Source organism: Alteromonas sp. AWJ4_197 (assembly GCF_056160285.1).
In genome coordinates this window covers 361702-381478 of sequence record NZ_JBSWWW010000006.1, presented here as the reverse complement: position 1 = coordinate 381478, position 19777 = coordinate 361702, and the positions used below count along the sequence as shown (strand labels likewise).

General features: G+C 48.9%; 17 protein-coding genes. 13 read left to right on the top strand and 4 right to left on the bottom strand.

The features are described from left to right. Positions 1-349: 349 nt before the first annotated feature. The 8 genes from ACXAGC_RS15500 to ACXAGC_RS15465 all read left to right on the top strand — a co-directional run bounded on the left by ACXAGC_RS15500 (position 350) and on the right by ACXAGC_RS15465 (position 9565). Complete coding sequence (locus tag ACXAGC_RS15500) at positions 350-2053, top strand: two-component system response regulator (protein ID WP_474845226.1); 1704 nt, start codon at positions 350-352, stop codon at positions 2051-2053. A gap of 141 nt (positions 2054-2194) precedes the next feature. After that, positions 2195-4231 (top strand): oligopeptidase A, encoded by a 2037-nt coding sequence (gene prlC / locus ACXAGC_RS15495; RefSeq protein ID WP_474845224.1) that lies wholly within the window; start codon positions 2195-2197, stop codon positions 4229-4231. After that, complete coding sequence (locus tag ACXAGC_RS15490) at positions 4231-4917, top strand: DNA-3-methyladenine glycosylase I (RefSeq protein WP_474845222.1); 687 nt, start codon at positions 4231-4233, stop codon at positions 4915-4917. The genes prlC and ACXAGC_RS15490 overlap by 1 nt, the downstream gene beginning before the upstream one ends. Before the next feature lie 123 nt (positions 4918-5040). Further along, positions 5041-5823, top strand: coding sequence for a bifunctional demethylmenaquinone methyltransferase/2-methoxy-6-polyprenyl-1,4-benzoquinol methylase UbiE (gene ubiE, locus ACXAGC_RS15485; RefSeq protein WP_474845220.1), 783 nt, complete (start codon positions 5041-5043; stop codon positions 5821-5823). Beyond that, positions 5823-6467 (top strand): ubiquinone biosynthesis accessory factor UbiJ, encoded by a 645-nt coding sequence (locus tag ACXAGC_RS15480; protein WP_474845218.1) that lies wholly within the window; start codon positions 5823-5825, stop codon positions 6465-6467. Before ubiE ends, ACXAGC_RS15480 begins: the two co-directional genes overlap by 1 nt. A 20-nt stretch (positions 6468-6487) precedes the next feature. Beyond that, positions 6488-8128, top strand: a complete 1641-nt coding sequence (gene ubiB, locus ACXAGC_RS15475) for a ubiquinone biosynthesis regulatory protein kinase UbiB (RefSeq protein WP_474845216.1) — start codon at positions 6488-6490, stop codon at positions 8126-8128. A 290-nt stretch (positions 8129-8418) separates the two neighbouring features. After that, positions 8419-8628 carry a transcription antiterminator/RNA stability regulator CspE gene (gene cspE, locus ACXAGC_RS15470; RefSeq protein ID WP_108568737.1) on the top strand — a complete coding sequence of 70 codons (210 nt, stop codon included), beginning with the start codon at positions 8419-8421 and terminating at the stop codon, positions 8626-8628. A 259-nt stretch (positions 8629-8887) separates the two neighbouring features. Continuing rightward, the gene (locus ACXAGC_RS15465) at positions 8888-9565 is read left to right on the top strand and encodes a hypothetical protein (RefSeq protein ID WP_474845214.1); all 678 of its coding nucleotides are present in this window, start codon (positions 8888-8890) and stop codon (positions 9563-9565) included. 56 nt (positions 9566-9621) lie between these two features. On the opposite strand, the gene ACXAGC_RS15460 is transcribed toward ACXAGC_RS15465, so the two are convergent. From ACXAGC_RS15460 to fadB, 3 genes are all read right to left on the bottom strand, one after another. Then, positions 9622-9786, bottom strand: coding sequence for a hypothetical protein (locus ACXAGC_RS15460; RefSeq protein ID WP_181013645.1), 165 nt, complete (start codon positions 9784-9786; stop codon positions 9622-9624). Between the two features lie 171 nt (positions 9787-9957). After that, positions 9958-11121: an acetyl-CoA C-acyltransferase FadA gene (gene fadA / locus ACXAGC_RS15455; RefSeq protein ID WP_119499987.1), complete on the bottom strand. Its 1164-nt coding sequence runs from the start codon at positions 11119-11121 to the stop codon at positions 9958-9960. Positions 11122-11140: 19 nt separating this feature from the next. Beyond that, positions 11141-13291 carry a fatty acid oxidation complex subunit alpha FadB gene (gene fadB / locus ACXAGC_RS15450; RefSeq protein ID WP_474845211.1) on the bottom strand — a complete coding sequence of 717 codons (2151 nt, stop codon included), beginning with the start codon at positions 13289-13291 and terminating at the stop codon, positions 11141-11143. A gap of 328 nt (positions 13292-13619) precedes the next feature. Here fadB and ACXAGC_RS15445 point away from each other — a divergent pair, with 328 nt between their 5' ends. The 3 genes from ACXAGC_RS15445 to ACXAGC_RS15435 all read left to right on the top strand — a co-directional run bounded on the left by ACXAGC_RS15445 (position 13620) and on the right by ACXAGC_RS15435 (position 17764). Then, entirely contained in the window at positions 13620-15650 is a 2031-nt protein-coding gene (locus ACXAGC_RS15445) for a transglycosylase SLT domain-containing protein (protein ID WP_474845209.1), read from the top strand. Between the two features lie 65 nt (positions 15651-15715). Then, positions 15716-17035, top strand: a complete 1320-nt coding sequence (gene pepQ, locus ACXAGC_RS15440; protein ID WP_474845207.1) for a Xaa-Pro dipeptidase — start codon at positions 15716-15718, stop codon at positions 17033-17035. A gap of 69 nt (positions 17036-17104) precedes the next feature. Then, entirely contained in the window at positions 17105-17764 is a 660-nt protein-coding gene (locus ACXAGC_RS15435) for a ZIP family metal transporter (protein WP_474845370.1), read from the top strand. Positions 17765-17790: 26 nt separating this feature from the next. On the opposite strand, the gene ispB is transcribed toward ACXAGC_RS15435, so the two are convergent. Beyond that, entirely contained in the window at positions 17791-18765 is a 975-nt protein-coding gene (ispB, locus tag ACXAGC_RS15430; protein WP_349584550.1) for an octaprenyl diphosphate synthase, read from the bottom strand. A 310-nt stretch (positions 18766-19075) separates the two neighbouring features. Here ispB and rplU point away from each other — a divergent pair, with 310 nt between their 5' ends. Both rplU and rpmA read left to right on the top strand, forming a co-directional pair. Next, positions 19076-19387 (top strand): 50S ribosomal protein L21, encoded by a 312-nt coding sequence (gene rplU / locus ACXAGC_RS15425; RefSeq protein ID WP_119499992.1) that lies wholly within the window; start codon positions 19076-19078, stop codon positions 19385-19387. A gap of 15 nt (positions 19388-19402) precedes the next feature. Then, a complete protein-coding gene (rpmA, locus tag ACXAGC_RS15420) occupies positions 19403-19660 on the top strand; it encodes a 50S ribosomal protein L27 (RefSeq protein WP_070125553.1) in 258 nt (85 codons plus the stop codon). Positions 19661-19777 lie beyond the last annotated feature (117 nt).

Genomic DNA, 19777 nt, shown 5'->3' with positions numbered 1-19777 from the left:
CCGCAAGATGCTCAAATAATGACCTTTGTATTTATAGCACTGAAAATTTAAAGTGACAATAAAGACTAAAGTATAGTAAATGACATTTGTGACAATTGAAGTGTTTGTTTGATTTTTAAGTTTCTGAAAATAAAGGTGTTTATATTTTCTGGATTAGAGAAAATTTACTTTTGTGTAATTATTATACCAATTTATAAGTGTGTACTTATACAAGATACGGTAAAAAGGAATGGTATCGTATAATTACAGGTAAAAGCGGCACTGTCACGTGCCTGCGTTTTGCTTTTAACACACGAGTACATGCGATGCGTGTACTCCGGGTCTCCGGCCCCCGGTAATGAGGTATTTCATGTCTGGTTCTAATGCTGCTGTAACGAGGTTGAACAAACTGGAGCTGCTGATTGTTGATGATGAACCTGCGGTGCTGAGTTCAATCAAACGGGCTGTCCGTCCCTCAGGTTATGTCGTTCATACGGCTCAAAACGGCAAGGAAGCCATGAAGGTACTGGCGAACAATAATATCGCCGTGGTACTTACAGATCACAGGATGCCGGGCATGACCGGTGCGGAGCTGCTGAAATATATTAATCAGTTTTATCCGCAAACCATCACGCTGATGCTGAGCGGAGAAAGCAATTTTGATATGGCGGTGGGCTTGCTGAATAACGGACTGGCGAATAAATATCTTACCAAGCCATGGAATGCAGGGCAGCTCATCAATGAAATTGACCAGGCATTTGAGTATTTTAAAGGACGCCGGAATCATGGCTGGCAACGACGCATCGCAGAACTTACCCGTCAGGTAGATGATGCCGGTGAGCCTCAGATAGCGCCTAATGTGGTCAACATTGATGCCAACGCTGCGCTTATCGCGGTGAAGCTGGTGAATATGGATGATGTTTCCTACAGTCATGGTGAAGATACTATGGCCGCGCTGGTCAGTGAGGTAGGGCAGCTCATTGAAGATGCTGTTGACGGTAACTGTCGTGTACGTTGTGATGAATTCGGGTTGTTCTCCTTTCAGATGCGTGAAACCAATGAAGAAGAACTTGAGTCCTGGTGTGCCATGTTGCGCCGGAAACTGCAGCGCACATACAGTATTGATAAACGGGCAGTGTATTGCCAGGTGGGCGTTGGCTTCCGTGTACTCGGGAAATCGCCGGTAGATTACAACACACTGATAAAGAACCTTGAGCTCACCATTTTACGGGAAATGCACTCCAGCCACGTATCCAATCTCGACGATGGCACCATAGAGCGTTATCAGCGTCAGCAATTTATTCGCGCTGATGTGCAAAATGGTCTAGACAATAATCAGTTCAAACTGGCTTTTCAGCCCAAAGTAACATTGAAAAACGGGTTGGTGGAAGGTGCTGAAGTGTTGCTGCGCTGGCAGCATCATCATCTTGGCTGGGTGCCGCCTGCAGAGTTTGTCCGTCTGGCTGAACTCGACGGTCAGATTGAAGCCATTGGCGAGTGGGTGTTGCGCCAGAGTGTACGTAGTGCCTCTGAGTTGATGCGTTTCAGCCCTGATATCAAGCGTATTTCCATGAACGTGTCGGCCAAACAGCTGCAAAACCACCGGATCGTCCAAATCTTAAAAGACGAAATTGAGCGCTATTCGGTGGACCCTGCATGCCTGGAGCTGGAAATTACAGAAACCGCTATTGCTACCAACTGTGATTACGTGAATGGCCTGCTCTGGCAATTAAAGTTGCTGGGAGTCAAAATCGCCATCGATGATTTTGGTGCCGGTTTTACTTCTATGTCGTACCTCGCGAAACTGCCTGTGGACGTACTGAAGTTAGACAAATCGCTGGTGGACAACATCGATTACGAGGTCAATAAGCGGGAACTGGTGAAAAGCCTCATTGAAACCTGCCAGCGTCTGAATATCGGGACCATCGCCGAAGGAGTTGAAACTGAGCAGGTGCTCCGGATCCTGCAAACTATCGGGTGCGACCAGGTGCAGGGCTTTTATTTCAGCAAGGCAGTACCGAGAAATGAGCTGGAAAAAGTAGTGATTACCCAACCATTTGTGTCAATGATGTAACTGCGCTTGTTTTTGTGTTGTGTGATCCCAACATCTGAGTAAATGTTATTAAGTGAAGCAGGCAGTCTGTGCGGTTGCCTGCTGTGACACTTAGCCACCATAATCAAAGTCACATGACATCAGATAACAAGCGAGATCATTATGACTACCCCTGCTATTGAGCAAGTTGACGGGCTGCCGCTTTTTTCCGGTATCGTTCCGCAAGATATTAAGCCAGCGATTGAAAAAGCCATCGAACATTGTAAAGCCACCATCGACGAAGTGGTGGAAAGTAACGATTTTAGCTATGCCAACGTGGTGGCAAAAATTGAAGAGGCTGATGACCGCCTGGGGAAAATGTGGTCACCGGTCTCCCACATGAACTCTGTGGTCAGCAGTGATGAACTGCGGGAAGCCCACGATGCCTGTTTGCCTTTGTTGTCTGAATACGGCACTTGGGTTGGTCAGCACGAAGGCCTGTTTAATGCCTATAAATCTCTTAAAGAAAGTGACGAATTTGCCGGCCTCGATGAACAGCGTAAGAAGCTGATTGATAATACCATCCGTGACTTTACCTTATCCGGTGTCGCCCTGCCGCCTGAAGAGAAAAAACGCTTCGCTGCCATTCAGGCCCGCTTAAGCGAGCTGTCTTCTACGTTCAGTAACAATGTGATGGACGCCACCATGGGCTGGTCGAAACATGTTACCGATGAGTCAGAACTGGCGGGCTTACCTGAATCCGCACTTGCTGCGGCAGAGCAGGCAGCCCATCAGAAAGATCTGCAGGGCTGGTTGTTCACACTGGATATACCCTCTTACCTGCCTGTCATGATGTATGCCGACAATGCTGCCCTGCGGGAAGAAATGTACCGCGCCTATACGACCCGTGCGTCAGAGCAGGGGCCAAATGGTGGCCAGTGGGATAACACAGCCATCATTCAGGAGACTCTGTCCCTGCGTACTGAAATTGCAAAACTGCTCGGGTTCAGCAGCTATGCGGAGCGGTCTCTGGCAACAAAAATGGCCCAATCTACCGATCAGGTAACAGGATTTCTGGAAGATCTCGCGGCAAAATCACGTCCGCAGGCACAGGAAGAACTGGAGGAAGTCAAAGCGTTTGCTGAATCCGGTTTCGGAATTACGTCACTGAACGCCTGGGATTTACCTTACTACAGTGAAAAACTGAAGCAGGAAAAATACACCATTTCTGATGAAATGCTGCGTCCTTATTTCCCCGAAGACAAAGTGTTGCATGGGCTGTTCCGCGTTGTGCATCAGCTCTATGGTTTGACGATTGTTGAGCAGCCGGGAATCGATGTATGGCACGACGATGTACGCTACTTCACGATTACTGATGACGCGGATGTGATGAGGGGCAGTTTCTACCTTGATTTATATGCACGTGCTAAAAAGCGTGGCGGCGCATGGATGGATGAATGTCGTGTACGCCGCTACAGAGTGGATGGTGAGCTGCAATTACCGGTCGCGTATCTGACCTGTAATTTTAATGGCCCTGTGGGCGGCAAGCCGGCATTGTTCACCCATGACGAAGTGGTTACCTTGTTCCACGAGTTTGGTCACGGCATACATCATATGCTGACTAAAATGTCTGTTGCCGGCGTTTCCGGTATCAATGGCGTGCCCTGGGATGCCGTAGAGCTGCCAAGTCAGTTCCTTGAAAACTGGTGCTGGGAAGAAGAGGCGTTAACCTTTATTTCCGGTCACTATGAAACCGGCGAGCCGTTACCCGATGAACTATTGGATAAAATGCTGGCAGCCAGAGATTACCACTCTGCCATGCAGATGGTGCGTCAGCTGGAATTCAGTTTATTTGATTTCAAAATCCATCAACAGGATGGTGCGAATGTGGATGTTCAGGGAGTACTCGACAGCGTGCGCGGGCAGGTTGCCGTGGTTACACCGCCTTCATTCAATCGTTTCCAGCACAGCTTTGGCCATATATTTGCCGGCGGCTACGCAGCAGGTTATTACAGCTACAAGTGGGCTGAAGTGCTGTCTGCTGACGCGTTCAGCAAATTCGAAGAAGACGGTATATTCAACCGTGATACAGGCAAAGCGTTTTTAGAAAACATCCTTGAGATGGGCGGCAGTAAAGAGCCCATGGAACTTTTCGTTGCGTTCCGGGGCCGTGAGCCTCAGGTAGATGCATTGCTTCGCCACTCGGGGATCAGAACCTGATGGCTGCCGAACCGTTTTCAGAAATTCAAAAACGGGCGGCACAGAGAAAGGGCGGCGCTGCCGCCCTTTCTCATTTAGTCAGTCAGCCTTTATCAGCAAAAGATGTAGCAGCCATTCCTGATGACCGTTTCTTAGCGGCAATGACAAAGAAAGTGTTTCAGTCCGGGTTTGTATGGCGGGTTATTGAAGCCAAATGGCCGGATTTTGAAACCGTTTTCTTTGGCTTTGATATTGAGAAAGTGTTGCTTATGCCCGATGAAATGCTTGAGCAGAAAGCCACTGACAAACGCATCGTGCGCAATTACAAAAAGGTCATGACTGTGCGTGACAACGCTATGATGATTCAGGACATCAAACATCATCATAATAGTTTCGGTGAATTTGTTGCTGGGTTCGGCCCTGAACGTATCACTGAACTCTGGTTGTATCTGAAAAAGCACGGTGCCCGTCTGGGCGGCAATACGGGACCTTATACTTTACGTGCGCTGGGCGTTGATACTTTTTTGTTTTCCCGTGATGTGGAAGACTACCTGCGCAAGCACGAAATCATCGACGGTTCACTGACCAGCCAGAAGTCGTTGAAAGCTGCAAACGCCTGTTTTGCCCAATGGCAGCAGGAAAGCGGGTTGTCGCTGCAGGAAATCAGCCAGACATTGTCACTAAGCTGGGGCCCCAACGGAAATTAATGTTCACCGTCAGGAGAACACTGCAAAGTTTGATCTAAATAAGCGTAGCGGCGGCAAACCACTGTCGTTCGTTACCGCTTTTGGGTACACTTCTTCATACTGAAATTTAAAGACAGGACAGCCATGAGCGATAATACGGCGAGCCGGGCAGATACCGCTGCGGAAACATCCACAACCCATTTTGGCTATAAACAGGTCGATAAAACACAGAAGGCATCTTTAGTTGCCAATGTTTTCGATTCTGTGGCAGCTAAATACGACGTGATGAATGATTTAATGTCGTTAGGCATTCACCGTTTGTGGAAGCGCCACGCCATTGACTGTTCAGGCGTCCGCACAGGGCATAAAGTGCTGGATATCGCCGGCGGTACCGGTGATTTGACAGCAAAGTTTTCACGACTTGTAGGCCCTGCAGGTCAGGTCACTCTGGCAGATATTAACCTGTCCATGCTGAAAGTTGGCCGTGACAAATTACGTGACCGGGGTCTGGTTAACAATATCGATTATGTGCAGGCCGACGCCGAAGCATTGCCGTTTCCTGATAACACCTTTGATGTGGTGACCATGGCATTCGGTTTACGTAACGTGACTGAAAAACAGAACGCCCTGAATTCTATCTACCGCGTATTAAAACCGGGGGGCCGGTTACTGGTGCTTGAGTTTTCTAAGCCCACCACTGAGCAGCTCAGTAAACTGTACGATATGTATTCTTTTCACATTCTTCCTAAAATGGGTCAGCTTGTGGCCAATGATGCTGAGAGCTATCAGTATCTGGCAGAAAGTATCCGCATGCATCCGGATCAGGAGACATTGAAGGGCATGTTTGAACAGGCGGGTTTCGAACAGTGTGACTATCAGAATCTGACCGGCGGCATCGTGGCGTTACACCGGGGATTCAAGTTTTAATGCCTGCCATTGCACTGGTTACGGCCGCTGTTGAAACGGCTCTTAACCGCTTGCTTGCGCTGGATAAGCATGCTGCAGAACGTTTAAAGCCTCTGAACGGTAAGCGGCTTACCATATTCGTTACCGGCACGCCGGTAGCGTTGTCGCTGGTGTTCTCCCATCGCATCGACGTGCTTGGTGAAAACGGTACATTTGAGGATGTGGTCGCGCAACTGGATAAGCATACCTGCTGCGTCCGGGCCGGATTGGATGTGTTACCGGAGCTGAAGCAAAGCAGCAAAATTACCAGCCTTATTCAGGCCGGCAAATTGTCGGTTGAGGGCGAACTTAATATTGCCCAGCAGGCCAGTGCTTTGTTTCAGCAACTGAACATCGACTGGGAGGAAATCGCCTCAGGGTACGTGGGTGATGTGACGGCACATTCGGCGTTTGCGTTATTAACGAAAGCCCGGCAATCTGCCACGCAATTTTTAAACAATGCGAAAGCCGGCCTCAGTAATGCTCTGACCGAAGAGAAAGATATCGCTGTGCCCCGTATAGCGGTTACCTGGTATGCTGACCAGGTCTCGGAACTCAGAGACGATGTGGCCCGTTTTGAAGCCCGGCTGTCAAAACTGGAACAAAACCCTCCTTCTAACGGATAAAGCCTGAACCGGATTTTTTCATGCGTATTGGTCGTCTGTATTTCATCAATAAAATTCTGCTGCAACATGGTCTTGATGAGCTAATTCCATCCCGCTGGTTACCCTGGTATGCCCGCCTGGCGCGGAAACTGATTTTCTGGATCAGCAACGAACATAAAGATAAATCTGCCGGCGAACGGATAACCCTGGCGTTGCAGGCGCTGGGGCCGGTTTTTATCAAGTTCGGTCAGATGTTATCTACACGGCGGGATTTACTGCCACCGGCAATCGCCAATGAGCTGGCCAGGCTACAGGATAAAGTGGCGCCCTTTTCCAGCGACGCCGCCACAGCTATCGTGCTGAAAAGTCTGAATATACCTAAGCTGAACCTGGTGTTCAGCCAGTTCGATGAGCAACCTCTTGCATCAGCTTCTATTGCCCAGGTTCATGCCGCGGTATTAAAAGAGAATGGTCAGCATGTGGTGGTAAAAGTATTGCGACCGGGGATCCGCAAAACTATCGACGCAGATATGGAACTGCTGTATACCCTGGCCGGCGTACTGCAGAAGTGGTTGCCTGATGGCAAGCGCTTGCGTCCGGTGGAGGTTGTTACCGAGTACCAGAAAACCCTTGTGGATGAACTGGATCTGATGCGTGAGTCGGCGAACGGCATACAGCTGCGCAGAAATTTTGAAGGCTCACAGAGCCTCTACGTTCCTGAGATGTACGGTGATTATTGCCGTCATGACGTGCTTGTCATGGAGCGTATATACGGTATTCCTATTTCCAATATTGAAGCCCTGCTGGCGCAAAATACCAATATGAAAAAGCTGGCAGAACGTGGTGTTGAAGTGTTTTTCACCCAGGTGTTCCGTGACAGCTTCTTCCATGCTGACATGCACCCCGGAAACATTTTTGTCTCTGCAGAGCACCCCGAAAATCCGCAGTATATTGCCATCGATTTTGGCATTGTGGGTACGCTTAACAGAGAAGATAAGCGTTACCTGGCGGAAAACTTTATTGCCTTTTTTAACCGGGATTACCGCAAGGTGGCGCAACTTCATGCCGATTCCGGCTGGGTACCTGCCGATACTAATATCGATGAATTTGAAATGGCAATCCGGACGGTGTGCGAGCCTATTTTCCAGAAGCCGCTGGCAGAGATTTCTTTCGGCAACGTTCTGCTTCAGCTGTTTAATACGGCCAGGCGTTTCAATATGGTGGTGCAGCCTCAGCTTGTTTTGCTGCAAAAAACATTACTTTATATCGAAGGGTTAGGGCGGCAACTCTATCCGCAACTGGATTTGTGGCAAACGGCAAAACCGTTTCTCGAAAACTGGATGAAAGAACAGGTTGGTGTCCGTGCCATGTTATCCAAGGTAAAAGATAACCTGCCTTTCTGGTCCGAGAAATTGCCGGAGATGCCTGATCTGCTCTATGACAGCTTAAGGCAGGTAAAAACCATGCCTGTGCAAATAGCCAGAAATCATCAGGAGCTGGCACGTTTGCAGCTGGAAACAGCCAAGGCCAATCATTGGGTGGTGGTCGGGTCCACGTTTATCATTGTGGCGGCCATTCTGCCTGTATATGTTCACCACTGGTCATTCGCTGCACTGAGCGGTGTAGTGGGGTTGGGTTGCTGGATTCAGGGCTGGCGTCATAGTCACCCCAAGTCTTCGTAAGTAAGGGAATCTGACACTCCGGTTACGAAATTGTGATAATTTTCTGTTAGCGGTGAATTTTTGTATCATTTTTCCCGCCAACTGTTATAGTGGTTTTAGGCTGTTTTAGCCTAAGGTCTTTTTAAGACGAGATTATTTTTGTTTCTACCATGATGTTTTGAACGCTCTGGTTACACCTGTAATTGTTGTAAGTTGTTTGTCCATCCCATGTAAGACCCAAATATCCCGTTGCAATGAGGCCACGAGTAAAGCGCCTTTGGCGCAGTTTTATTGAAAGTTTTGAGGTCTACATGTCTAAAGTTACAGGCACCGTTAAATGGTTTAACGCAGATAAAGGTTATGGATTCCTGACTCAGGATAGCGGCGACAAAGATGTATTCGTACATTTCCGTGCTATCGTTTCTGAAGGGTACAAAACCCTGAACGAAGGTCAGCGAGTTGAGTTTGAAGTTGAGCAAGGTCAAAAAGGCCTTCAAGCTGCCAACGTCAACGCTATCTGATTTCAAAAAAACGGTGACATCTGTCACCGTTTTTTATTTCCCCCACCGTTTATCATCGGCGATTGTCATCGCGTCTTAATTGCAGTTGCAATTTTCTCTCTTTCCGCTTTTATTGAATTGTTACACTTAGTTATTAGCATCACCGGCAAGGTTACATTATGTTACTGTTTGAACCGTTGTTATTTGCTTTTATTCTGTGTATCACGCTTATGGACAACCGCGTGGTTTAACATACCGGTATTCTTTTCAAGGAGCATTCATGTCGTATCCGTTTAAGCGACTTTTTCTTTTATTCATTTTAGGCACAACGTTATCCGCAGTTGCGCATGCTCAACAAAATGTAGTGGCTACTTTGCTGGGTAAACCAGTGACAGAGCGCTCTGTATCGCCCACAGAGAAGCAGCTCAATGCACTGGCTAAAACTATGAATGTGTCCCGAGAAATGGCCGTAGCGCAATTTCAGCAGGCCAGACTCACCGAAATCATTGTGGATGGTGTGTTAAAGGATTATGCTGAATCTAAAGGTATCGAACCGGACGCTGAACTGGTGGCACGTTTCGTTGAAGTGTTTAAAGACAGTCTGGATACCGCTACCCCTCCGCCAGAACCCGAGACGGAAGAAGATAAAGAGCTGGCATCAGCATTTACTCCGCCACCAAAACGTAGTGTGCAGGAGATTGCTTCAGAACAGGTTAAACACTGGCAAGTTGAAAAGGCGATGTTCGAGGAGTTTGGCGGTGCAGTTGTCTTTCGCTCCAACACCCCTCAATATCCGGTAGGCGCCTACAACAAATTATTGAAAAAGTACGAGAAAGAAGGAAAGCTGACAATCAATGCAGCAGAATTCTCCGGGGTTTTCTGGCGTAGCTTCGCTCCCCCTTATACTGCAGAAATTGATCCTCAGTATGTGGATTTCAGCCATCCATGGTGGTATTGAAATCGTCATCAGATTACAGCACGGTGATTAAATGCACGTGCTTGAGTCTTTCAGTTTTATCCGGCACGTTTGCGGGGAAACAGACCCGTCCAGAACACGCCTTCTAACACGAAGCCAAGTACAACAAAAAGAAATGCACCGGTTTGATGTCCTGCGCTGTATGCAGTAAGTGCTGCAATCAGCAAGAGGAAAAGCCCCAGACATCTGAAAATCACTTTCATTTTATTCCCTGCAACGGTTAATTGTTGAACTTTCAATATAGCAGAGTGTAGCAGGGATCTGTATACCCCGGCAGGTTTAGTTGTAAGGCTTATGCAGTACTAATCCAATTTCTATATCCGGGCATAAAGAAAGGGCCCGCAGGCCCTTTCTTCAGAGTAATCTATAAAAGATTAAACACGTTCGAAGACGGTAGCAATACCCTGACCTAAGCCAATGCACATGGTGGCGAGGCCCAGAGTTTTATCTTTCGCTTCCATCAGGTTCAGCAAGGTGGTGCTGATACGTGAGCCTGAACAACCCAGCGGGTGACCAAGTGCGATGGCACCGCCGTTCAGGTTGACGTGGTCATCGTATTTTTCCAGCCAGCCCAGTTGTTTGATACACGACAATGCCTGTGCAGCGAAAGCTTCGTTGAACTCGGCAATTTCAATGTCATCCATACTCAGACCCGCCCGTTGCAGCGCCTTTTTAGTGGCTGGTACAGGGCCGTAACCCATGATTGCAGCGTCACAACCTGCCACCGCCATTGAGCGGATTTTTGCCCGTGGCGTTAAGCCCAGTGCTTTCGCTTTGTCAGCTGACATAACGAGCATGGCTGATGCACCGTCTGATATTGCAGAGGCGGTACCGGCGGTGACTGTACCGTTTACCGGATCAAATACGGGGCGTAAGCCGGATAAGGTTTCGACGGTCGTTTCGGGACGAATGACTTCGTCATAATCAACCATTGTCAGCACGCCGTCTGCATCATGGCCCTCAACGGGTACAATTTCATTTGCCCAACGACCTTCAAGGTGGGCCTGATGAGCCAGCTGGTGCGAGCGGGCGCCGAAGGCATCCTGCATCTCACGGCTAATGCCGTTTTGACGACCGAGCAGCTCGGCAGTCATACCCATATTCCCCGATGCTTTGGCGGTATATTTAGCAAGAGCAGGGTGGAAATCGACGTTGAAGGTCATGGGAACGTGACCCATGTGTTCAACGCCGCCTATCATGTATACATCACCGCGACCGCTCATAATACCGCTGGTGGCATCATGCAGGGCCTGCATAGAAGATCCGCACAAACGGTTCACCGTCACTGCCGCTGTGGAGCGGGGAACGTCAGTCAGCAACTGCGCATTTCGGGCAACGTTAAAACCCTGCTCTTTCGTTTGCTGCACACAACCCCAGATAATATCTTCAATCTCAGCAGGATCGAGGTTCGGGTTTCTTTTCAGTAATGCGGTCATCAGGTGGGCAGATAAAGTCTCTGCACGGACATTTCTGAATACGCCACCTTTGGAACGGCCCATAGGTGTGCGAATCGCATCAACAATTACTACATCTTTCATATTCTTCTCCCTGGTTCCGTTACGCGAAATAAGACTTACCGTCAGCGGCCATCTGGCGCACGCCGTCGGAAATCTGATAGATCGGACCTAAGTGGGCATACTTGTCTGCCAGAGCAACAAACTGCTCAAGGCCCAGTGTTTCGATATAACGGAAAATTCCGCCACGGAAAGGAGGGAATCCCAGTCCGTAAAGCAGCGCCATATCGGCTTCTGCAGCACTGGCAACAATGCCTTCTTCCAGACAACGGATAGCCTCGTTTGCCATAGGAATCATCAGGCGGGCAATGATTTCTTCTTTATCAAAGGCTTTTGTTTCAGCAGTGTTTGCGTTGATCAGGCTGTAAGCCTCTTCTGCGGCTTCTTTACTGGGACGTCCCCGTTTGTCAGTACCGAAGTTATAAAAGCCTTTGCCGTTTTTCTGACCCAGGCGTTTCGCTTCGTAAAGCAAAGTGACCGGATCATTCTCAAGTTTCGCCATGCGCTCCGGAATACCTTCAGCCATAACGCCCGCAGCGTGATCAGCCGTATCCATACCTACCACATCCAGCAGGTAAGCAGGCCCCATTGGCCAGCCGAAGTCTTTCTCCATGACCTTATCAACCGCAACGAAATCGGCACCGTCTAGTACCAGTTTGCTGAAGCCGGCAAAGTAAGGGAACAACACACGGTTCACTAAAAAGCCGGGGCAATCATTGACCACAATGGGGGTTTTGCCCATTTTCAGCGTGGTAGCAACGACGGCATTAATTGTGTCGTCAGTGGTTTTCTCACCACGGATGATCTCTACCAGCGGCATGCGATGTACGGGGTTAAAGAAATGCATGCCACAGAAGCGCTCTGGTTTGTCGAGGTTTTCAGCCAGCTGGTTAATGGAAATGGTGGATGTGTTTGAACATATAATGGCGTCATCTGCCACCACACCTTCCACTTCTTTCAGTACGATGCCTTTTACTTTCGGATTTTCGACAACCGCTTCAATGACAACGTCTGCATCTTTCAGCGTGCTGTATTCGAGAGTCGGGGTAATGGCATTTAACGTGGCTGCCATTTTCTTCGCGTCGACTTTGCCGCGCTCCATGCCTTTATTCAGAATTTTGGCGGCTTCACTCAAGCCTAAATCAAGCGCCGGAGTGTTGATGTCTTTCATCACTACCGGTAAGCCTTTGGATGCGCTCTGATAAGCGATTCCACCGCCCATGATGCCGGCGCCGAGAACCGCATTAAGTTTGACTTCTTTGGTGGCGGCTTTGGCCATTTTTTTGCCTTTGCCTTTCACCAGCTGGTCAGCCAGGAAAATACCGATTTGAGCTTGTGCCGCGTCGGTTTTAGCCAGTTTAACAAAGCCCTGGTTTTCCAGTTTCAACGCGCCGTCGCGATCCAGGCCGGCTGCATTTTTAACGGTCTCTACCATCATGTGGGGAGCCGGATAATGTTTACCTGCTTTGGCCGCTACGAATGCCTGCGCCGTGGAAAAACTCATCATTGCTTCATTTTGATTCAGTTTTAACGGTGCTTTTTTATTTGCACGGCGGGTTTCCCAGTCCAGCTTGCCGGCAGCGGCATTGCTTACCATTGTGGTAGCTGCATCAAGAAGCTTCTCCGGTGCCACGACTGCGTCTACCGCACCTTCATCAAGTGCTTGCTGGCCTTTTCTGTCTTTGCCGGTGGTCATCCATTCCAGAGCATTATCGGACCCAATCAGGCGGGGGAGGCGAACGGTACCACCAAAGCCTGGCATCAGGCCCAGTTTGACTTCCGGCAGGCCAATAGAAGCGGTAGTGTCAACAACGCGGAAATCACAAGCCAGTGCCATCTCACAGCCACCGCCCAGCGCGAAGCCATTTACCGCTGCGATGGTGGGGAAGGGAAGATCTTCAAAGCGATCGAATACCTGTGATGTTTTAGCTACCCACGCAAGCACTTCTTCTTCCGGTTGCTCAAACATAGCCGTAAATTCGGTGATATCAGCACCCACGATGAAAGCCGGTTTGCCACTTCTTACTACTGCACCTTTAATGCCACCATGAGCAGCCATAGCCGCAGTGGCTTCATCCAGTTCAGCTACCGTCTGGCGGTCAAATTTGTTGACTGAACCTTGTGCATCAAAAACCAGTTCAGCAATACCATCATCTGACAACGTAACGGTCAGACTCTTGCCTTCGTATATCATTCTCGTCTCCTTCGGCAATGGCGAGGATGTCAGAAATGAGGAACCGGAACTGCAAGCCGGTGTCTTACTCTGACGTGTTAGGGTGGCTTGATTGTGACAATGCCACGGAAAATTTCAATAAAAATTCAAACAAGTGTTTACATTTTTTTCCTAAATGGCGATTGAACAGCAAAAAATCAAGCTCGAATTCACATCACAAGGTTGTATAATGGTAAGGAAATCGGGTGTTCGCCAGCGCTATTTTAAATTTTCGGGTTGTTTTGTTTTTTACCCCTTATTTTCTGGTAACGCCCCTGTCATTCACTCGTTTTTGGATGGATGGTTTTGAATGCAAGTATCTTCGGCCGCTTCCGTGAAGCGCATTCCGGTGTCTTTTCTTGTTGCCAGTTTCTGGCTGGGTGTGATGAGTGTTGCAGGTATTGTGCAAGCTCAGCCAACGCCTTCTTCTCCCGAATCAGAGTTAAAGCGGGCACAGTTTACTGAGCTCGAAAAACAGCTTGGCCGCGCCAGCCGGAAAAAAGTGGCTGCGCTGGAAGACGATGTTGCCGCATTAAAAGACTATCCCCTTTATCCTTATCTTTTGCGGCAGCAAATCGATCAGCGGATGGACATAGCTCACCGTGAAGACATAGAGTCTTTCCTGCTGAATTATCACAACCAGCCTTTTACCTATGGCTTACGTGGCCGCTGGCTCCGTTACCTGGCTACTCATGGTGAAAAGAAAGCGTTTCTTGCTAATTATCGCGATGGCATGGGGGCAACCATTACGTGTCAATATCTGCAATATCAGTTGGAAGACGCGGGCCAGCCTGAATACTGGTTAGAAAAAGTTGAGCCCATCTGGCTGGCAGGCCGTTCACAACCGGACGAATGTGACCCTGTATTCAAAAAATGGCAGCAGGCCGGCATGATGACCGGTGACATGGTGTTAGGTCGAATTGAGAAAGCGGCGTTGTCCGGTAACCCGAAGCTTATTCCTTACCTGAAGCGTAAGCTTCCTGCAAAAGAACAATATCTGGCTGATTTATGGCAGCGTATCCGTACTTCATCATCACTGGTACTGAAGAAGTCTCAGTTTCCGCTGAAGAATAAAGAAACAGAAGGAAAAATTCTTGCTTACGGTATGGAAAAGCTTGCCTGGCGGGATGCCGGTGATGCAATTAAAGCCTGGTACCTCTGGCAGCCGGCGGATGTGTTAACGCATCAGCAGCAACTGGATGTGACCAGGGCAATTGCTCTGAGTCTTGCCATTGACGACAAACCGGAAGCAGATGAATGGTTAAAGCGGGCTGATGTCAGTGGTGCTGCAGATGACGTAAAACGCTGGCATATGTCTTACTTGTTGCGTCATGAAAAATGGCAGGACGTGCTGGATCTAATCGCGGCAGCACCGGAATATGTGCAGCAGGATGAAGCCTATCGTTACTGGCAGGCCCGCAGTCTCGAGGCGATGGGGTTACAGGAGCAGGCTGGTATCCGTTATCGTGAACTGGCTCAGGAACGGAACTATTACGGTTTTATGGCCAGTGCCAGAGTTAATGAGAAACCTTCGCTGAAACACATCTCTACGCCCCGCAGTGACGAAAATATGCAGATGATTGCTGAGCGTCCGGCGGCAAAGCGGGCGCAGGAATTTCTCGCTCTTGGCCGCTTAATTGATGCCAGACGTGAGTGGCGTTATCTGGTGAACTCACTGGATACTTCGCAAGTGAAGGACGCGGCCTTACTGGCCAGCGAGTGGGGTTGGTTCGACCAGGCAATCATCAGTTTTACTCAAAGCGGCTTTCTGGATGACGTGGAGAAGCGCTTCCCTATGGCCTATGCCGAACAGTTTGATGATGTCGGACGGGCCTACGATATCCAGCCTGCATTTGCCATGGCAATTGCCCGCCGGGAAAGCTCGTTTATGGTCGATGCTGTGTCTCCTGCCGGTGCCCGCGGCCTGATGCAGTTAATGCCGGGCACTGCGGGATACATTGCCGAAAAAAGAGTATCCACAGATGAATTGTTTGATGCAGGTCAGAATGTTCAGTTTGGTGTGCAGTACCTGCGTTATCTGATGGACAAAATGGGCGATAATCCGGTACTGGTTTCGGCGTCATATAATGCCGGGTGGCGGCGGGTTATGGAATGGTTACCTGCCGGCAAAAACGTAGAAACGGATATCTGGATTGAAACGATTCCATATAAAGAAACCCGCAGTTACGTAAAAGCGGTGATGGCATACCGTTATATTTACGAACATCAGCTGGGTGAGTCTTCAGGGCTGTTTGAGCAACTGGCAAAATCTGCTATTCCGCCGGCTACCGGCCTTTCTTCTCCCGGAGGAAGGGCAGGCGGCACTTACGCACCCAAATAAGGCCGGTGGCATACCGCCGGTCTTTTACAAATTAAAACAATTAACGACAGAATATATGAGGGTTTATGACCACACTTACCGCGTCCTACCGCGCACATATTGAGACACTTCAGTCCCGTACCAGAGAAGCTTTGCAGCGGGAAGGTCTGGACGGGCTGGTTATTCATGCGGGACAAAGTAAACGGCTTTTCCTCGATGACAATGATTATCCGTTTAAGGTGAATCCTCATTTCAAAGCCTGGGTGCCTGTTGTAGATAACCCGCATTGCTGGCTGGTTGTGAACGGTACCGATAAACCGAAACTCATTTTTTACCGTCCTGTGGATTTCTGGCACAAAGTACCTCCTGAACCGGATGACTTCTGGACGGCTGAGTTCGATATCGTCCTGCTAAAGCAGGCTGACGCTGTTGAAAAACATTTGCCTTACGATAAGCAGAAATATGCCTATGTAGGTGAGTATATTGAAGTGGCCAGCGCATTGGGATTCCACATTGTTAATCCGGACCGGGCGTTAAATTACCTGCACTTTCAGCGGGCGTATAAAACTGATTACGAGATGCTGTGTATGCGCAAAGCCAATAAACTGGCTGTGCAGGGGCACCGTGCTGCCCGCGAAGCATTTATGGCAGGTGAAAGTGAGTTTGCCATTAAGCAGGCTTACAACAGCGCGGCGGGTCAGGGAGACAACGACTTACCTTACACGAGTATTATTGCGCTCAACGAGCATGCATCTATTCTGCATTACATGCATTGTGACAATGCAGCGCCGGATACGTCACGCTCGTTTCTCATTGATGCCGGTGCCTCTTTTCATGGTTATGCCGCCGATATTACGCGGACGTACAGCCACTCAGATCCTCTGTTCGCTGAGCTAATCGCACATGTTGATAAAGTTACGGTGACATTAGGCAATGCACTTAAACCCGGTGTTGCTTATACCGACATTCATATTCTTGCCCACGATGGCATTGCACAAATTCTTCATGATGTGGGACTGGTCAATCTTAAGCCTCAGGAAATTGTTGAAAAACAAATCACCAGTACTTTCTTTCCTCACGGTATAGGCCACTTCCTTGGCTTACAGGTACATGATGTAGGCGGGCTGGTAGCTGATGACCGCGGTACGCCAAAACCGGCACCAGAAGAGCATCCATTCCTGCGTTGTACCCGCGTGGTGGAAGCCCGTCAGATCTTCACTATCGAGCCCGGGTTATATTTCATCGACACGCTGCTGTCCAATTTGAAAGCCAGCGATAACTCTAAGTACATTAACTGGGATATTGTTGACCGGTACCGGCCTTTCGGCGGGATCCGTATTGAAGACAATATCATTGTACACCGGGACAGAAATGAGAATATGACCCGTGATTTGGGTTTGAATTAAGGAGTCAGATCTGTGGTGGATCACAACCTGATCAGCGTGATCTTTATTGCGCTGATTGCCGGATTAGCTATGCCAGCCGGAGCGTTACTGGCCAGGAATGACCGCATTCAGCCTGAGTGGCTGGAGCAGGAAATTCGCCACGGCATCATGGCGCTCGGGGCGGGAGCACTACTTTCAGCTGTAGCACTCGTTCTGGTGCCTGAGGGCATCACTGCGCATACACCTCTGACTGCCACTTTGTGTTTTACCGCAGGCGCTCTGGTATTCATGAGTCTGGATATCTATCTGGCCAGACAGAACACTCCGGCCAGTCAGTTAGCGGCAATGTTAAGTGATTTTGTACCTGAATCTCTGGCGTTGGGAACGACTGCAGCATCCGGAGGTGGAACCCTGTTACTTGGTTTGCTGATTGCTATTCAGAACCTGCCGGAGGGCTTTAATGCTTACCGCGAAATGACAGGCGGAAATTTAAAGTATCAGAATAAACTGATTTGGAAGTTTGCTGCAATGGCGTTGCTGGGGCCGGTGATGGCCGTCGCCGGATTTTACTGGCTGGCTGATTATCCCACAGTCATTGGTGGCATAATGTTGTTTGCCGCCGGAGGGATCCTTTATTCTGTCTTTCAGGATATGGCACCGCAAATTTACGTGGAAAAACAATGGCTGCCACCCATGGGGGCTATTGCAGGTTTCTTGATGGGTATGATCGGATTTATGGTTGAGAATTAGGCCCGCAACATCGGGCCTGAGAAGTCTTATTTAGTTCGTTCTACAGCGATATGCGCTAATGCAATCAGCGCCTGTTTGTAGTCAGATTCCGGCACTGGAGCCAATGCGGCTATGGCTTTCTGCGTTTCTTCATCCGCGCAGCGTTTGGTATATTCCAGCGCACCGGTTTCACTCATAATATTGACTATTCGTGACAGGTGAGGCAGGCCATTTGCTTTCTCAATGGCTTCTCTGATCAGTTGTTTATCCGCTTCATCTTCAGCGTGCCACATGGCATACAACAGGGGCAGGGTAGGCTTACCTTCTGCAAGATCATCGCCGGTGTTCTTACCCATTTCGTCTTTATCAGCCGCATAATCGAGAATGTCGTCAGCTAACTGAAAAGCGGTGCCCAGGTGTTTACCGTAATCCTGCATGGCTTTTTCAATGTGCTCAGGCTGCCCCGTCAGCACAGCGGCAAGCTGTGTTGCTGCTTCAAATAAGCGGGCAGTTTTGCCGTAAATTACGTCAAAATAGCGGGCTTCTGTGGTGTCCGGGTCATTACAGTTCATTAACTGCAATACTTCACCTTCGGCAATACGGTTGGTTGCGTCAGATAAAATCTCCATGACACGCATACTTTGCAGATCGACCATCATCTGGAATGAACGGGAGTAAAGAAAATCGCCCACCAGTACGCTTGCCTGATTACCAAATATTGCATTCGCCGTTTGTTGACCCCGGCGTAATGTGGATTCATCAACCACATCATCATGAAGCAAAGTGGATGTGTGGATAAATTCAATGATCGCGGCCAGCGTGTGATGCTGATCTGTTGTGATCCCCATTGATCTCGCTGCCAGAACAGACAACAACGGGCGCAGCCTTTTTCCGCCACTGTTGACGATGTAAAAGCCTAACTGATTGATTAGAGCAACTTCTGAGTCGACTTGCTGCTGTATAAGCGCATTTACCGCTTTCATGTCCGCAGCTGTCAGCTCGCGGATCGCATTTATGTCCATGGGCATGTCGTGGGTATGTTTTACTGATTTCATTCTGAGCGCTGATTGTACCTGAATCTGAAAGGGTATCCACCCGCATGGTTTAAAAAACTGAAATGAATGAAAAAATAATCCCTTAGCAGCATTTCCCTGAAGGGGAAAATGCAGGTAAAATGCGGGCTTTTAGTAGTTCTGGCAGCGAATTGAGCCGAAGCGCGAAAAATAATCAAATTTTGTGTTTTTCGGGGTTGAGATCTCAGGATGTTTCACGTACAATTCGCGCCCTGTTTTTTGAATTGAAGCGTCAATGAGACGCAGAGCGGAGTAGAATATGTACGCGGTTTTCCAAAGTGGCGGTAAACAGCACCGTGTGGCTGAAGGCCAGACCGTTCGTCTAGAGAAGATCGAAGTCGCGCCGGGCGAGACTGTTGAATTCGATAACGTATTAATGGTTAGCAACGGTGACGACGTTAAGATCGGCACCCCTTTAGTTGCTGGTGGCAAAATTACTGCTGAAGTAGTTCAGCACGGACGTGGCGATAAAATCAAAATCGTTAAGTTCCGTCGTCGTAAACATCACCGTAAACAAGCGGGTCACCGTCAGTGGTTCACAGAAGTGAAAATCACTGGTATCAACGCATAATAGGAGCACGAACACATGGCACACAAAAAAGCTGGTGGTAGTACCAAAAACGGTCGTGATTCAGAAAGTAAACGCCTTGGTGTTAAGCGCTTTGGCGGCGAATCTGTGCTTGCTGGTAACATCATCGTAAGACAACGTGGAACTCGTTTCCACGCTGGCGACAACGTAGGTATCGGTAAAGATCACACGTTGTTTGCTCTGAAAGACGGTAAAGTTCAATTTGACGTTAAAGGCAAGAACAACCGTAAATTCGTGAGCATCATCGGCGAGTAATCGCGGATTGACGTTACGCCGAACAGGCTTAAAAAACCCCGCGTAAGCGGGGTTTTTTGTTTTTAGTAACAAGATTTTTTCCGGGGTCCGCAGCCCTTCACCAGATTGGCGATGTAG

Bases quoted from the DNA above. Each gene is read 5' to 3' on its own strand.
- ACXAGC_RS15500 (WP_474845226.1), top strand. From the start codon at position 350: ATGTCTGGTTCTAATGCTGCTGTAACGAGGTTGAACAAACTGGAGCTG.
- prlC (WP_474845224.1), top strand. From the start codon at position 2,195: ATGACTACCCCTGCTATTGAGCAAGTTGACGGGCTGCCGCTTTTTTCC.
- ACXAGC_RS15490 (WP_474845222.1), top strand. From the start codon at position 4,231: ATGGCTGCCGAACCGTTTTCAGAAATTCAAAAACGGGCGGCACAGAGA.
- ubiE (WP_474845220.1), top strand. From the start codon at position 5,041: ATGAGCGATAATACGGCGAGCCGGGCAGATACCGCTGCGGAAACATCC.
- ACXAGC_RS15480 (WP_474845218.1), top strand. From the start codon at position 5,823: ATGCCTGCCATTGCACTGGTTACGGCCGCTGTTGAAACGGCTCTTAAC.
- ubiB (WP_474845216.1), top strand. From the start codon at position 6,488: ATGCGTATTGGTCGTCTGTATTTCATCAATAAAATTCTGCTGCAACAT.
- cspE (WP_108568737.1), top strand. From the start codon at position 8,419: ATGTCTAAAGTTACAGGCACCGTTAAATGGTTTAACGCAGATAAAGGT.
- ACXAGC_RS15465 (WP_474845214.1), top strand. From the start codon at position 8,888: ATGTCGTATCCGTTTAAGCGACTTTTTCTTTTATTCATTTTAGGCACA.
- ACXAGC_RS15460 (WP_181013645.1), bottom strand. From the start codon at position 9,786: ATGAAAGTGATTTTCAGATGTCTGGGGCTTTTCCTCTTGCTGATTGCA.
- fadA (WP_119499987.1), bottom strand. From the start codon at position 11,121: ATGAAAGATGTAGTAATTGTTGATGCGATTCGCACACCTATGGGCCGT.
- fadB (WP_474845211.1), bottom strand. From the start codon at position 13,291: ATGATATACGAAGGCAAGAGTCTGACCGTTACGTTGTCAGATGATGGT.
- ACXAGC_RS15445 (WP_474845209.1), top strand. From the start codon at position 13,620: ATGCAAGTATCTTCGGCCGCTTCCGTGAAGCGCATTCCGGTGTCTTTT.
- pepQ (WP_474845207.1), top strand. From the start codon at position 15,716: ATGACCACACTTACCGCGTCCTACCGCGCACATATTGAGACACTTCAG.
- ACXAGC_RS15435 (WP_474845370.1), top strand. From the start codon at position 17,105: ATGCCAGCCGGAGCGTTACTGGCCAGGAATGACCGCATTCAGCCTGAG.
- ispB (WP_349584550.1), bottom strand. From the start codon at position 18,765: ATGGACATAAATGCGATCCGCGAGCTGACAGCTGCGGACATGAAAGCG.
- rplU (WP_119499992.1), top strand. From the start codon at position 19,076: ATGTACGCGGTTTTCCAAAGTGGCGGTAAACAGCACCGTGTGGCTGAA.
- rpmA (WP_070125553.1), top strand. From the start codon at position 19,403: ATGGCACACAAAAAAGCTGGTGGTAGTACCAAAAACGGTCGTGATTCA.